Origin of the sequence: Prauserella sediminis (assembly GCF_014195435.1) — a bacterium.
In the GTDB taxonomy this organism is placed as follows: domain Bacteria; phylum Actinomycetota; class Actinomycetes; order Mycobacteriales; family Pseudonocardiaceae; genus Prauserella; species Prauserella salsuginis.
This window is the reverse complement of the sequence record NZ_JACIBS010000001.1, coordinates 2,230,302-2,243,955: the sequence shown is the minus strand read 5'-3', so window position 1 is coordinate 2,243,955 and position 13,654 is coordinate 2,230,302. Positions and strand designations below refer to the sequence as shown.

Below are 13,654 nucleotides of genomic sequence, written 5' to 3'. Positions count from 1 at the left end.
CCGTGTCACCCGACCCGGGCGCGACGAGCACCCGCCACGGTGCATCCGCGGCTGCCACTCAACCCACGCCCCGTGCCGCGCGTCCCCCGCACATGACCAACGGCGTTGCGTGCGACAGGAACCTCGCCTGGGACGGCTGCGTGAACGTCCGCGACCTGGGCGGACTCGGCGACATGACACCGGGCGCCGTCATCCGGATGGACGAACCGACGACACTGACCGAGGCCGGGTGGGCGGCCGCATGGGAACACGGCGTTCGCACGATCGTGGATCTGCGGGACCCGTGCGAGCGGACGTCCGACCGGGCACACCGGCCCGACGGCATCGCAACGGTCCCAGTGCCGGTGGAACCGGTCGGCACGCCGTTCCACGACCGTTGGCAACGGATCGACGGCCTCGCCTCCCCACTGCACTACACCGCCATGCTCGACGAACACCCGCACGCGGTCGTCGCTGCGGTTCGTGCGGTCGCCACCGCGGCACCCGGCGGGGTGGCGATCCATTGCGCGGCCGGCAAGGACAGGACCGGGCTCGTGACACTGGTACTGCTGGCGTTCGCCGGTGCGACCGCCGACGAGATCTGTGCCGATTACCTGCTGAGTTACGGGCGACTGCAACCACGGTTCGACGCCGAGAATCCGGGCGAGGGCGTGCGAGATCAGCTCACCGCCGTCACCGGCCTCCTCGCCGACCACGGCACGACGATCGAGGAATCGATCGCGGCCACGGTCGCCCACCTGCGCATGCCCGACTTCCTGCTCGAGGGCGGCCTGCCGAAGTCGGGGCTCGCCGCGCTCCGCAGGCGCCTGACGGGCTGAGCTCAGCCGGTGGAACGCACCATCGTGAGTTGGTGCACCGGCTTGCCGCGGTAGCGAACACCGGGCACCGGTACGGCCTCGCCGTGCGGCGTGAACCCCATCCGCCGGAAGAACCGGACGGCACGGTCGTTCTCCACGACCGTCTGCAGGTAACACCCCGGCACGTCCTGCTCCTTCAGCTGGGAAAGGAAGTGCCGCATCAGGCCTTCCGCGGCACCGCTGCCGCGGGCGGTCTCCGCGACGTTGATGTGCAGGTGAGCGGGCCAGCGCTCGTCGTGCAGTTCGCCCGCCGTGCGGCGACCGCGGAGCTTGGCGACGGCCATGTCGCGCACGCTGCGGGCGAAGAAGCGCCGCGCAGCGGGGTTCCGCAGCAGGCGGTGCTGCCGGATCGCGGACGCCAACCTCGCGTCCTCACCCGGCATCAGGTCGGAGGAAGGGCAACCGACGAGATATCCGACGAGCCGGTCGTCGCGTTCGGCCAGCCACACCGATCCCGGCACGGCGTCCAGGTACGGGTCGAGGTAGACGGCCGCCTCCGACACCGGATCGCCCCACAGCGACTCCGTCGGCGATCCGCGGCCCGCGAATGCGAACAACTCGCGTACCGCGACCCGATCGCCGCTGCGATAGGTACGAACGGTCAGCATCGACATCACCTCGCCTGCGGATCGCTGCGCGAGCGGTCACCGTCCGCTCCCGATGTCGGCCGATTCTCCCTCACACGGCCGAAAACCGCGGCGGAGCGGTGGCGTCGGCTCCCACTGTCCAACCTTGACACACGTTCCGGCGCCGCCGCACCATCAGCCGGCGGTGGCCGACGACGGCGAAGGAGCTTCCCGATGATCGACGCACCTGCGATGCGAGACGTCCGCGGCGGGGACGCACCGAGGACGGTCGGCCACGGGAGCGATTCGCCCGTCGACCCGTTCACCGTCCGCTGACGCCATGGGGAGCTACGACCAGCGCCCGTGGCTGAAGCTGTACCCGGACGGGCAGCCCGGCGGAATCACGGTCGAGTTCGACAACGTCGTGGACATGTTCGCGGCCACGGTCGCGCGCGATCCGGACGGCGACGCGATCCGCTACTTCGACGGCCGGATCAGCGCCCGTGAGCTGGACGCACTGTCGGACGCGTTCGCCGCGGGCCTCGCCGACACCGGGTTCACGGCGGGCGAGCGCGTCGCGATCTACGCGCAGAACGTGCCGCAGTTCGTCATCGCCCAGCTGGGCACCTGGAAGGCCGGCGGCATCGCGGTGTCGGTCAACCCGATGAACCGCGAGCGCGAGCTGGAGCTGATCCTCACCGATTCCGGCGCCAGCGTGCTGGTGTGCCTGGAAGGGCTGTATCGCGACGTGGCGAGCGCGGTGCTGCCGCGCACCGAGGTGCGGACGGTCATCACGACGTCCGAGCTCGAACACCAGACACGCGGGGACGAGCGGGTGCTCGGCGGGATCGAGCGGATCACCTGCGACGGAACCATCGATATGTCGACAATGCTCGCGCGGTTCCGCGGTGCCGCGCCTCCCGCGGTGCGACTGCGCCCCGACGACGTCGCGCTGTTGACCTACACCTCGGGCACGACCGGCCCACCCAAGGGCGCCATGAACACCCACCGCAACGTGGTGTTCAACGCACAGACCTTCCGCGACTGGATCGGCATCGACCACGACGACGTCGTCCTCGGCGTCGCCCCGCTGTTCCACATCACGGGGCTGATCGGCCACGTCGCGCTGTCCCTGCTCACCGGGGCTCCCCTCGTGCTGCTGTACCGGTTCGACCCGGAGGTGACGATCGAAACGGTCCGGGACGAGCAGGTCACGTTCGCCGCCGGGTCGATCACGGTGTTCATCGCGATGATGAACGCACCGAACGCCGAGAAGGCCGCGCTGGCCAGCCTCACGAAGGTGTACTCCGGCGGCGCGCCGATCCCGCCGAGCACTGTCACGGCGTTCCGGGAGACGTTCGGGCACTACATCAACAACGTCTACGGCCTCACCGAGACCACGTCCCCTTCCCACGGCGTGCCGAGGGGAGCCGACGCACCCGTCGACCCGGCGTCGGGGGCGTTGTCCGTGGGCGTCCCGGTGTTCGACACCGTGGTACGCGTCGTCGACGAGGACGGGCGCGACCTGCCGCCCGGCGAGATCGGCGAACTGGTGACATCCGGACCACAGGTGGTGCCCGGCTACTGGAACAAACCCGACGAGACGGCGAAGGCACTGCCCGGCGGCGAACTGCACACCGGCGACGTCGGCTACATGGACGCCGAGGGCTGGTTCTACCTCGTCGACCGCAAGAAGGACCAGATCAACGCCGGCGGCTACAAGGTGTGGCCCCGCGAGGTCGAGGACGTGCTGTACGAACACGACGCCGTGCGCGAGGCCGCGGTCGTGGGCGTGCCGGACGCATACCGCGGCGAGACCGTGAAGGCGTTCGTCAGCCTTCGTCCCGGCCGGTCCGCCGACCCCGACGAACTCGTCGCGTTCTGCAAGCAGCGCATGGCGGCCTACAAGTACCCGCGGCAGGTGGAGATCCGCGACGACCTGCCCAAGACCGTCACCGGCAAGCTCCTGCGAAGGCAGTTGCGCGACTGACACAGGCGCCGTGTTGCGGATCCCGGGGGCCGTGTTGCGGATCCCGGGATCCGTGTTGCGGCGAAAACGGGGAGCGGGTACCGGCGCGGCGTTGTTACGTTGCGCCGGTGACGGAACAGACCACGGACGTGCGCGCCGCCATGCGGACCGCGTTGAGAGATGCCATGAAGGCGAAGGACAAGGGCGCGACATCGGCGTTGCGCTCGGCACTGGGTTCGATCGACAACGCCGAAGCCGTGGAGGTCGAGGCCACTGCCGATACGGCTTCGGAGAACGTGGCGGGAGCCGTGTCAGGGGTCGGCACGGCCGACGTCGCACGTCGGGAGCTGACGGCCGACGACGTGACCGGCATCGTGCGCTCGGCCGTCGACGAGCGCAGGGCCAACGCGGCCGATTACGACCAGCTCGGGCAACACGACGCGGCCGAGGCCGCGCGGTACGAGGCCACCGTCCTGGCCCGGTTCGTGGACGGCTGAATCGACGTCCGAGTCGGCGGGTGGGTCACAGCCGGTCGAACCGGACTATCGACACCCATCCGGGGCAGGGACAGGCGCCCGTGCCCGCAACGCGCGGGCGCAGAACCCCCGGTGCCGAGTGCAGAATACGCGTGGCTGAGCGCAGCACACGTGGTGCTGAGTGCAGGACGCGCGACGGCCCCGGAACCCGCACCACGCTCCCCCGAACCTGCAACACGGGCGCCGGAACCCGCAATACGATCCCGAACCTGCAACACGGGCCCGGAACCTGCAACACGGCGTCGGCGCGGCGGGCGCGGGACACGCGCGAGCACCGGGGCTAGCTACGCGGGCGCAGGCGGACGTTCGGCAGCTCGGGCGCGGGAATCGTCTGCTCCCACTCTGCGGGCATGCGGCCGAACCTGCCCGGCTGCCGCGATGTGCGCTCGTGTTCCCATTCGCGGCGGTACTCGGCGATCTCGTCGTGGGAGCGCCCGACGAAGTTCCACCACATGACGATCTGCTCGCCGAGCGGCTCGCCGCCGAGCAGTAGCAGGCGGGTGTCGGACTCGGCACGCAACGCCAGCGTGTCGGAACCTGCGGGCTGGTGGACGAGCACCCCCGCTGCGGCCGTGACCCCTGCCGTGACGACCGAGCCCCGGTCGACCAGCACACCGTGTTCGAACGCCGGGTCGATGTCCAGCCGCAACTCGCGTCCCGCCGGCAGCGTGATCTCGGCCCCGAGCAGCGGGGTGAACGTATGCACCGGCGACACCTGCCCGGCCAGTGAACCGAGGAAGACCAGCATCTGCGCACCGTCGACGTCGACCACGGGTGGTGCGTAGTGCTCGAACCCCGGCTCGGTGAACCGATGTTTCTCGGGCAGCGCGAGCCACAGCTGCGCGCCGTGCAGGACGTCGGTGCCGGGAGTGGAGAACTCGGAGTGGGCGATGCCCGCGCCCGCGGTCATGAGGTTGAGCTCGCCGGGGCGGACGTACGCGTGCGCGCCGGTCGTGTCGAGGTGTTCGATCTCGCCGCGGAACAGCCACGACACCGTCTGGAGCCCGGTGTGGGGATGGCCCGCGACGCGCATGCCGCCCGTCGCCGCCACCTCGTCGGGGCCGTAGTGGTCGACGAAGCACCACGCACCGATGAACGACTGCGCGCGTTGCGGCAGCGTGCGGCGTACCGACATGGCCCGCGGACCGCCGAGCGGCACGCTGCGCGGTTCGAGCACGCGCCCACGGTCGTTCGGCGCCGACGTGCACGTCAGCTCCTCGGGTGCCGCTTCGAGATTGCTCATGCCCGCCTCCACTGCTCGCCAGGTCGACGCGAGATCCACTGTTCACGATGCCGGACGCGCCGGCAGGGAGCATCGCGAGGGTCGCCTCCCGGCGGATGCAACCGATCACCGGCAGGCGGCGTCGAACCCGGCATGGCCGCCGACGAACCGACCTCGCCCGACGACCCGGACAGCCGGGCCCCGGACGGCCGGGCCCCGGACGCCCACGACGCGGACGCCCACGGCGCGGCTGTCCACGGCGCAGATGCGCAGGGGCCGGGCACGCCGGACATCGACGGGCGGGACCACACGCCGGATGCCGACACGGGAGATTCCGACGTCAGGGAGGACGCCGACGCGTCCGATGCGACAGCGCAAGACCGCCGCGCGGGGTCGTATCTGATCACGTTGCTGGTCACCGTGCAGCTCGCCCTCATGGTGCCCGCCGCTCTGTTCACGACCTGGGTTCTCGGTGGTTTCGACGCCGAGGAGATCCAGGTGTGGGCGCTGCTGGCCACCGGGTTCACGGCCCTGGGCTTGTTCGGGCTGTGGGGCGCGGGCCACGCGGAGTCGCACACGGCGCTGCACTGGTTCGCCGGGCTGGCCGCGTTGTTCGCCGTCGGCACCGCGGCGACGGCCGTCGTCGGGTTGCTGCCCACGGACGAATGGCAGGGGCCCGCGCCGCTGTACGCGCTGCTGGCCGCGCCGCTGTGGGCGGCCGTGGCGGCGGCGACGTGGTGGGAGATGCCGTTGCACGGGCCGCGCGCGACGGGGTGGGCCGCGGGCGGTCTGATCACCGGCAGCTGTGTCGTGATCGTGACGGCGATGGTCTTCGTGCTGGGCGGGTTCGGCCCGGCGCTGTCCGACCGGTACCTGCTGTGGCGGCATTCCGACGTCGAATCGGGGCCCGGCCGGATCGAGACGCCGCAGCCGTCCACCTTCGACGGCTCCGTCCGCTGGACCTTCGAGGTCGGATCGCTCGGGCTGGTGCGCGACGTCGTGCCCACCCGGCACGGCATCGCGGTGGCCTACGAGGATCGCGGCTTTCCGCGCGTCGCGCTCCTGTCGGCACGGGACGGAGAGCCGGTGTGGATGCGGTCGCTCGAGGAAGGCCGCCGCCCACGCATCATCGCCGCCGATGCGACCCACGTCGTGGTGCACTGGAACACGCACGGAACGGACGTGGACGGGACCGTGCTCGACACGCGGACGGGCGCATCGACGTCGGTGTGGAACTACGGCGGGGACGATCACCCGCTCCACGCCGAGGACGACGAGCCGTGGCCGACGGGTGACGACGACGTGCGAGCGCCGTACACGCTGGTGACGCGCGGCGACCGTCCGGACGGCCGGCTCGCCGCGGTGGACATCGACGGTGCCGAGCTGTGGGACCGCCGGGTCGACTGCATCAACGAGCACGTCGAAGCGGCGCACGACGCCGTCGCACTCCTCGGCTGCGACGGCGACACGCTGGCGTTCGACGCCCGGACCGGCAGCCGGCTGTGGGAAGCGTCGGAGGACGACGACACGCTCGAGTCGAACGTCGCCTCCACCGTGACCGGCCGGCTGTACATCACCGCGGGCAGCGAGACCGGCCGGATCACGGCGCGGCGGCTGTCCGACGGGGCCGACGCCTGGTCCACCGGTCCGCCACCGGAGGGAACGCCGTGTGCACAATCCGCGGAAAAAGACTGGGCCACGGAACGAACACTGCGGCTCACCGCCGGTGCGGACACGCTGTACGTGTCAGGCTGCGGTTCGGCGTCCGACTCCGACGTGCTGACGGCGATGCCGTTCGGCGGCTCGCCCGCCTGGCACCACCGGTACGAGCGGCGGACCGTCACCGACGTCCTGCCGCTGTCGGGCGAGCGTGCGCTGGTCGCGTCCGCGGACCGGGACGGCGGCTGCGCCGTGGACCTGGTGAGCGGGTCGGGCAGCACCCGCCTCGCCGATTCGGAGTCGGACTCACGCATCGACTGCAGCTACGGCGGCCGGCTGGTGCGCTCGGGCGGCGCCTACTACCTCTACGACGCCCGCGGCACCGTCACCGCCATCGGCTGACCGGTTCCCTCGTGGGCACCGGCCGGACGGAGCCCGGCACCGCGCCGGAACACCGCGGTTGACCGTAATGGAGCAGTGTTGTCACCGTGACGCGCGAAGTCGCTGCTTTTCGCACCGTTGCCGGACGGTGGTTCGATGACCGAACGGCGCCGGCGAATCCCGAGAGGTTGCGAAGGCCATGCGAACTTCCCGCGTTCCCGCCACGCTCGCGGCCCTGTTCGTCGCGGTGGCGATGTCGCTGCTCACAGCCGCGGCACCTGCCCAGGCACAGGAGGCCCGCCGGGTGGGCGAGGTCAGCGCGGTCACGGTGACCGCGGGACCCTCCCGCACGCCGGAGGCGGCCACCGGCCCGTCGACGCCGATCGGAGCACTCGTCGTGCTCTCCGGACTGGGGCTGCTGACGGGCCTGGCGGTCCGGTACGTCGCCCACAAGCGCGAAGGCTGACCGGTGTTCGCCGTCCGCGTCACGCGGGGGCGCAGCTGGCCGGGTCGGCCTGCACCACGGGTGCGTCCTCAGCGGCGCCGTGGAACTCGGTCTGTCCACGTGGGACGACCGTGTCGCGCGTGACCTCGTAGCTGGTGCGCACGCCGTCGAGTCCGCCGTCGGTCCGTTCGGCCCGCACGGTGGTGAAGGTCGCGCCGTCGTCGTCCGGTTCGTGGCACGCATACGAGGCCAGCGATGTCGCACCGCCGCCGTCGTGGAAGGTCAGTGGCGCGCCGTCGGTTCCGGTCACCCGCACCAGGCCCTGTTCCGGGATGTAGGTGAACGCGGCGAACGTCAATGTGTTGGCGCCGGTCGCGGTGGTGACGAGCAGGTCCGCCGTACCGTCCCTGCCGAGGTCGGCCACCCGCGGATCGAGATTCAACCGCCCCGCCGTGTTGCTGGGGAACGCGGATTCCACATAGGAATGATCGGCGAAGCGTGCCGACACCACACGGTCGTCATCGCGTTCGCGCACGGTGATCAGCTCCGGCCCACCGTCGCCGTTGATATCGGCCTGCACGGACGCCGAATCCGGCAGGTCCCCGCCCGCCTCGCCCGCCGCTGCAACCGGCGTCGCCAGCGCACCGCCCAGCAGTGCGGCCAACGTCAAACCGGCGGTTCTCGACCCGATCCTGACAGGTTTCATCGCAGCCCCCTCGCGATGTCGACCCGCGCCGTTCGCGCGGACTCCCTGTCAGGACGGGACGAACGTGGCCGAAGGTTGCACGCGCCCGCTCACAGTGGACGCACCGTGAGGATCTGCTGCGCGTGCCCCACGTGGCCGTGAGTGTCGTGGAGCGCGGTGCTCGTGATGCCGCGGCCGCCGGGACCGAACGTGACGGTGGTATCGAGACCGGTCCAACCGGGTTCGGGCGCCCGATGCAGGTGAACGGTCAGGTCGACGTTCGGGAACATCCACTCGGTCGGCGGCCTGCGCACGGCGATGCCGTTGGCCGCGTCGACGTGCGTGACGAACGCGGCGAACGGGCCGACGGGCTCGCCGGCGACGAGGTCGGCGTCGGACGAGATCCAGACTGTGCCGCGGCCGGGCTCCGGTGCCGCGACGGGACGGGCGTCCAGCGAGGCGATGTAGCCGCCGGACCACAGGTGCGACATCTGCCACGACTCCAGCTCACCCGGCGGGGTGAGGGGTGGATCCTCCCCGCCCGCGACGGACGCCGTGTCGCCCGGGGCCAGCAGCCACGCCCTGGCGCGTACCGCCGTGCGGCCACCGAGGTCCGCGACGGCTTCGACCAGCTCGATCGTCCGTCCTGGGCGGATCACCTCGACGCGGATGTCGCATTCGTCGAGGGCGAGTTTGCCGAGGATGTCGAAACTGATGCGGGAGATCGCCAGTGCGCTGCCCCGCTCGTCCCGGTCGCTTTCGATGGCGTGCGTGATGAGACCACCGAGGGGACTGAAGTGCTGTTCGTCGGGGTTCCACGCGCCGCTCGTGTGAGGCGTCGGCTTGAATCGCCGATCGTCGATGCGCTCGTAGTAGCTGCGCTCGTGGTCGGTGCTCACCAGGCGGGCTCCCTCTCTGCTCGTCCTCCCGGTGAGAGTAAGCGACCGGGGCGAGTCGAGGGCGCGTACGCGCACTTCGTCACTGTCTCGCGGCCCCTCCCGCGGCACGTGGCCGGCGTGGCGGCGTGGCCGGCATGGCGACGTGCCGTCTCAGGGGTAATTCAGGGAAGGACCGGGTCGTGCCCTGATGTCGGCCGTCGCGTGGCCGCATAGCGTCCACACCGTGAAGACTCGACTTGCCCAGCTGTCGTGGCCGCTGATCATCGCGCTCGGCGTGTTCGCGCTCATCAGACCGCTGTTCAGCATCACAGGGCTCATGGATGAACTCGGAAAACCGGTGACGCCGATCCTGATGACCGTGGGCATCTCGGTCGTGTGGCTGGCCGCCGTGCTCCTTGGGCGTGCTCGCGAACCGGTGCTGACGTTGGTGTGCGTCGGCCTCGTCTACGGTTCGGCGGCGATCGTGCTCAGCGCGATTCTCTCGCCGATGCTGCACGGCCAGCTCGAAGGCCCGCTGGCGACGCCGGGAGGCATCGGCGTCGTGATGACCCTGCTGGTCAACGCGGCATGGGGCGGAGCGGTCGGGTTGCTCGCGGCGGGTATCGGCGCCACCCGACACCGGGCGGGTTGACCGGCTGCGCGAGGCAGTGCCGGGGCGCTGATGCGGGAGCAACTGAGACCCGAAATGAGCACCCGACACGAAATTGGCCCCTGCGAGTGCTTTCGCAGGGGCCAATTTCGCTGGTCAATGTTGTGGCCAGGGCCGGGGTCGAACCGGCGACCTTCCGCTTTTCAGGCGGACGCTCGTACCAACTGAGCTACCTGGCCGTTGGCTGTACACACTAGCGCATGTGCACAACGGCCCGTGCGGCGGGGCCCGTTGCGCAGGGCGGTGTCAGGACTCCGACGTCGGGACCACCCGGCGATGCAGGTCTCCGGAATCGAGGCCGCCACGCGGTGACTCCCGGGGTCCCGACGTCACGACCGGCGCGCGATGACTCCCAGCGAGCCATGACTCACAACCGGGCGGTGACTCACCACGGGCGACACCTCCCGACGACATGAAAAAGCGGATCCGTCTCATGACGAACCCGCTTCCTCGATGCGACCCTGACGGGACTTGAACCCGCGACCTCCGCCGTGACAGGGCGGCGCGCTGACCAACTGCGCCACAGGGCCTTGCTGTGCTCCGGCCTTCAGGTTCCGATGTCGTTACCCGAGCCGGTATTCTGTTGTCGACTGCACTCGTCACGTGCAGCGTACTGCGTACTCCCAACGGGATTCGAACCCGCGTTGCCGCCTTGAAAGGGCGGAGTCCTAGGCCGCTGGACGATGGGAGCCCGGCCGGTTTCGGATAACCGACCCGACCACGCTCTCCAGGTCGTCTCCCCGGGAGCGATGACTACTTTACGGCACCCGGTGATCCGCCGAAACACCGGGGGTCACTTTCACCCTGACCTGCGAAAACCTCCGGATCGGCGCCGAACCTCCGCGACGCCCCTCGACGGGGGGCACACCCGATCCCCCGCGCGCCGACCTTCGGCACCGAGTTCGCGATCCCCGCACGCCGCCACGGCAGGCGTCCCCACGACTCGACCGTCCGATCCCGCCGGCTCGGTCACACCCGGCGACGCCCCGCACCCGGATCCGTCACAGCGACCTCTCCGCAACCACCACCGGGTTAACGGCGGCCGACCGGCACCTGCCGACCCGGTTACAGCCCGGACGCATCAGGTCGCAACCGTTTGCCCGGCGGCACTGCCTGCAATTAGCGTGGCGAAGTGTCGTCCAGGTGCACGACCAGGGGGTGTGCACCTGGACGCACATTTGCCGGACGTCGCACGGCATCGGCCGCGGACCACACGGGTGACGTCCGCCCGCGGCGGCGCATCCACCGCAACCACTCCACCGCGACCACGCGTGCGACGCGAACGACCTGTATCCCGACGGCACCGAGCGAGTCGCCCGGCCGGGCCTCACCGAACGGCGACGGCCGGCCCGAACGACGGCCTCCCCGAAATGACGGCGCAGCCCGAAACAACGGCGAGCCGCCGCGGATCGGCGCGGTCACAGCCGGATCGGCACCGCGGTCACCGCTGAACGGGAACGTTGCCGTCCTCGTCGGGTGTCAGGCCGAGCATGTCCAGCAACTGGGCGCAGTCCTCGGCGTCGACCGCACCCGAGGCGACGGCGATCCTGGCTCTGCGTACCTGGTCGTCGGAAACCCGCGGCGCCTCCGCCTGCCCCGAGCGTTGCCCTGGCAGTCCACCGACTCCGGAAACCTGCTCCCCTCCGTCCTGCCGAAGGAGAAACTGTCGCACTTCCACTGATCCGCTCATTGCTCCTCCAAGGGGCTGCGCCGGATCGCGGACGGATCCCCCGCGTACGGGTTGCCGCCGGATCGAGGGGTGGTCGAGCACCGACCTCGGCGCCGAGGCTAGCCACGCGGCGATCACAACCCCAGCCCCCCGCAGAGTGAACTCCTCGTCACGCGTGCGGACTCCGCACATCGGTGACGGCCGGCCGTGGAACGCATTCCGACGACAGTAGTTGCGCGATCTCCGTTCGGATGCGTCGTCCGCGCAAGATCTCGCGGGTGTAACGCCCGAACGCCGGAAGAATGTCAACCCATTCACCGTCGACTCTGCGGAAGACGGGCCGACGGAGCCCCGCCGAAGGTGGCCCGCAAGCTTTTTTCATCCACAAACCTCGCCACCCGCGGCCGGATCGTGTAACAATCGACGTGCTGACACACCCCCGGTCAGCGCCTGTGGAGATCCCCTCCGGCCCCCGCGTTCCTCCCCCTGGCGCGGGGGCCTCTCCATTTCCGCGATCACTTCGCCGAGCACATCCCGCCGGTGGTCACAGCGGTTTCGGCGGACTTCCGGCGGCTTGACTTCCCGCAGCCGATCGCCGTCTTGCGAAAACTCTTCAGCCCTGCAATCTGCAATCGTCGCGATGTCCGAAATCACGATCCGTACAAGAATCCACAACGCGCTCCGGTTGTGCCCACACAGATGGCCCACCGCCACGTTGAACGCAGAATCACGGACACCTACGGGCCGTTACACGACGTGTCGGAAGCCACGTCGTCCCACGTGGCTGAGACACAACCGTTATCGTGGCCGCCGTGCCTAAACCTTCATTCGGACGGCTGTCCGGCCGCGGCAAATCCGGCTCCAGACGCCGGGACGACGCGGACAACGCCACGCCGCGCACCGCCGCACCGGCAGGCCGCGACGACACCGACGACCACGGTGGGGAGGACCAGGAGCTCTCCAGCTACCTCAAGGCCCTCGCCCCGGACAACGACGTCGAGAGCACCGGCTCCGGCAGGAAGTTCGGCGACGCGCAGGTCTACCAGCTGCGCATGACCCACGCCGCAGGCGAGGAACTGACCGAGCTCGCCGAGGCCCGCGGCACATCCCCGCAGGCGCTCGCTTTGGAGTGGGTGCTCGAACGGCTTGCATGGGAGGCGGGCTCCGTGACGCCCACCGGCACCGACCCGGCCGCCCCGGGACAGGACGCCGCCGCATCCGGGGCGGACCAGCCTGCCGGTCACCAGGACGCCGGCCACCCCGACGCGGGCGGCCGTCACCACGCCGGTCACCAGGACGCGGGGTTTCAGAACGCGGGGTTTCAGGACGCCGGGTTGCCGGGCGACGGGTTCCCGGCGGCGCCGCAGGCGGAACAGGTGGCGCCCGCTCCCGAGGCGCACGCCGCGCGTCCCGGCGAGGACACCGATCCGCACGGCCGCGCCGTTCCCCCGCTCGGTGCGGGTCCGGACCCGCGGCATGCGGCTGGACCCGGCCACATCGAGCCGGAGGCCCGCACCGACGAGCACTTCTTCGATCGCACCGGCTGGGACGCGCCGCGGCGCTGACCGACCCGAAACGCAAGCCGGCCCGAAACGCAAGTGAGCCCCCGGCGACCTGGTCGCCGGGGGCTCACTTGTCAGTCAGTGAAAATCAGCAGGTGACGCACGCCCTCAGACGGCGCGAACCTTCTGAGCCTGCGGGCCCTTCTGGCCCTGGCCCACCTCGAACTCCACTCGCTGGTTCTCCTCGAGGGTGCGGAAGCCGCGTCCCTCGATCTCCGAGTAGTGGACGAACACGTCGCCCTCGCCGCCGTCCTGGGCAATGAAGCCGAAGCCCTTTTCGGCGTTGAACCACTTCACAGTGCCTTGCGCCACCGTTTACTCCTCGTTGCTGTTGAGCTGGGACCCAGCTTAGTGAGTCCCCGGCCGATCCGGACGGTTCCAACGAGGTTCTGCGAAAGAGCGCATGTCCGTCTCACGCCCCGCGTCAGAAGTTCCGCGAGTGTGAAGCCACGAACACGCAAAACAACGGCCACTTCGCAGCCTACCCTGCCGCCGCCGTTTCGACAGCCCCGTACGGGTGTTGGTCCAACCGGGCGGACCGGCCCCGAACGGGTT

General features: G+C 70.3%; 13 protein-coding genes and 3 tRNA genes. 7 read left to right on the top strand and 9 right to left on the bottom strand.

Annotated features, from left to right (window positions below):
* Positions 1-92 precede the first annotated feature (92 nt).
* Positions 93-818, top strand: coding sequence for a tyrosine-protein phosphatase (locus tag FB384_RS10260; RefSeq protein ID WP_183781994.1), 726 nt, complete (start codon positions 93-95; stop codon positions 816-818).
* A 2-nt stretch (positions 819-820) separates the two neighbouring features.
* On the opposite strand, the gene FB384_RS10255 is transcribed toward FB384_RS10260, so the two are convergent.
* Positions 821-1,465 carry a GNAT family N-acetyltransferase gene (locus FB384_RS10255; protein WP_221212688.1) on the bottom strand — a complete coding sequence of 215 codons (645 nt, stop codon included), beginning with the start codon at positions 1,463-1,465 and terminating at the stop codon, positions 821-823.
* A gap of 298 nt (positions 1,466-1,763) precedes the next feature.
* Between FB384_RS10255 and FB384_RS10250 the strand changes: the two genes are divergently transcribed.
* On the top strand, positions 1,764-3,413 hold the full coding sequence (locus FB384_RS10250) for a class I adenylate-forming enzyme family protein (RefSeq protein WP_183781988.1): 1,650 nt from the start codon (positions 1,764-1,766) through the stop codon (positions 3,411-3,413).
* 107 nt (positions 3,414-3,520) lie between these two features.
* The gene (locus FB384_RS10245; RefSeq protein WP_323985185.1) at positions 3,521-3,889 is read left to right on the top strand and encodes a GatB/YqeY domain-containing protein; all 369 of its coding nucleotides are present in this window, start codon (positions 3,521-3,523) and stop codon (positions 3,887-3,889) included.
* A 319-nt stretch (positions 3,890-4,208) separates the two neighbouring features.
* On the opposite strand, the gene FB384_RS10240 is transcribed toward FB384_RS10245, so the two are convergent.
* On the bottom strand, positions 4,209-5,171 hold the full coding sequence (locus tag FB384_RS10240) for a pirin family protein (protein ID WP_183781985.1): 963 nt from the start codon (positions 5,169-5,171) through the stop codon (positions 4,209-4,211).
* Positions 5,172-5,303: 132 nt separating this feature from the next.
* On the opposite strand from FB384_RS10240, the gene FB384_RS10235 reads away from it, so the two are divergent.
* Together FB384_RS10235 and FB384_RS10230 are read left to right on the top strand one after the other, a co-directional pair.
* Positions 5,304-7,211, top strand: coding sequence for an outer membrane protein assembly factor BamB family protein (locus FB384_RS10235; protein ID WP_183781982.1), 1,908 nt, complete (start codon positions 5,304-5,306; stop codon positions 7,209-7,211).
* Between the two features lie 178 nt (positions 7,212-7,389).
* Positions 7,390-7,656 carry a hypothetical protein gene (locus FB384_RS10230; protein WP_183781979.1) on the top strand — a complete coding sequence of 89 codons (267 nt, stop codon included), beginning with the start codon at positions 7,390-7,392 and terminating at the stop codon, positions 7,654-7,656.
* Positions 7,657-7,675: 19 nt separating this feature from the next.
* On the opposite strand, the gene FB384_RS10225 is transcribed toward FB384_RS10230, so the two are convergent.
* A complete protein-coding gene (locus tag FB384_RS10225; RefSeq protein ID WP_221212687.1) occupies positions 7,676-8,305 on the bottom strand; it encodes a hypothetical protein in 630 nt (209 codons plus the stop codon).
* A gap of 125 nt (positions 8,306-8,430) precedes the next feature.
* On the bottom strand, positions 8,431-9,219 hold the full coding sequence (locus FB384_RS10220) for a thioesterase family protein (protein ID WP_183781973.1): 789 nt from the start codon (positions 9,217-9,219) through the stop codon (positions 8,431-8,433).
* A 223-nt stretch (positions 9,220-9,442) separates the two neighbouring features.
* Between FB384_RS10220 and FB384_RS10215 the strand changes: the two genes are divergently transcribed.
* On the top strand, positions 9,443-9,850 hold the full coding sequence (locus tag FB384_RS10215) for a hypothetical protein (protein WP_323985184.1): 408 nt from the start codon (positions 9,443-9,445) through the stop codon (positions 9,848-9,850).
* 123 nt (positions 9,851-9,973) lie between these two features.
* On the opposite strand, the gene FB384_RS10210 is transcribed toward FB384_RS10215, so the two are convergent.
* From FB384_RS10210 to FB384_RS10195, 4 genes are all read right to left on the bottom strand, one after another.
* Positions 9,974-10,047 (bottom strand) — tRNA-Phe (locus tag FB384_RS10210).
* A 277-nt stretch (positions 10,048-10,324) separates the two neighbouring features.
* A tRNA-Asp gene (locus FB384_RS10205) sits at positions 10,325-10,398 on the bottom strand.
* Positions 10,399-10,486: 88 nt separating this feature from the next.
* Positions 10,487-10,559 (bottom strand) — tRNA-Glu (locus tag FB384_RS10200).
* A gap of 750 nt (positions 10,560-11,309) precedes the next feature.
* Positions 11,310-11,558, bottom strand: a complete 249-nt coding sequence (locus FB384_RS10195) for a hypothetical protein (RefSeq protein WP_183781966.1) — start codon at positions 11,556-11,558, stop codon at positions 11,310-11,312.
* 791 nt (positions 11,559-12,349) lie between these two features.
* Between FB384_RS10195 and FB384_RS27465 the strand changes: the two genes are divergently transcribed.
* On the top strand, positions 12,350-13,102 hold the full coding sequence (locus FB384_RS27465; RefSeq protein WP_407676073.1) for a hypothetical protein: 753 nt from the start codon (positions 12,350-12,352) through the stop codon (positions 13,100-13,102).
* Between the two features lie 105 nt (positions 13,103-13,207).
* Here the strand turns inward: FB384_RS27465 and FB384_RS10185 are convergent, their stop codons facing one another.
* Positions 13,208-13,411 carry a cold-shock protein gene (locus FB384_RS10185; protein WP_183781963.1) on the bottom strand — a complete coding sequence of 68 codons (204 nt, stop codon included), beginning with the start codon at positions 13,409-13,411 and terminating at the stop codon, positions 13,208-13,210.
* Between the last annotated feature and the right edge of the window lie 243 nt (positions 13,412-13,654).

Excerpts from the sequence above, each read along its gene's own strand:
- FB384_RS10260 (WP_183781994.1), top strand. The coding sequence starts at position 93 with ATGACCAACGGCGTTGCGTGCGACAGGAACCTCGCCTGGGACGGCTGC.
- FB384_RS10255 (WP_221212688.1), bottom strand. The coding sequence starts at position 1,465 with ATGCTGACCGTTCGTACCTATCGCAGCGGCGATCGGGTCGCGGTACGC.
- FB384_RS10250 (WP_183781988.1), top strand. The coding sequence starts at position 1,764 with ATGGGGAGCTACGACCAGCGCCCGTGGCTGAAGCTGTACCCGGACGGG.
- FB384_RS10240 (WP_183781985.1), bottom strand. The coding sequence starts at position 5,171 with ATGAGCAATCTCGAAGCGGCACCCGAGGAGCTGACGTGCACGTCGGCG.
- FB384_RS10235 (WP_183781982.1), top strand. The coding sequence starts at position 5,304 with ATGGCCGCCGACGAACCGACCTCGCCCGACGACCCGGACAGCCGGGCC.
- FB384_RS10230 (WP_183781979.1), top strand. The coding sequence starts at position 7,390 with ATGCGAACTTCCCGCGTTCCCGCCACGCTCGCGGCCCTGTTCGTCGCG.
- FB384_RS10195 (WP_183781966.1), bottom strand. The coding sequence starts at position 11,558 with ATGAGCGGATCAGTGGAAGTGCGACAGTTTCTCCTTCGGCAGGACGGA.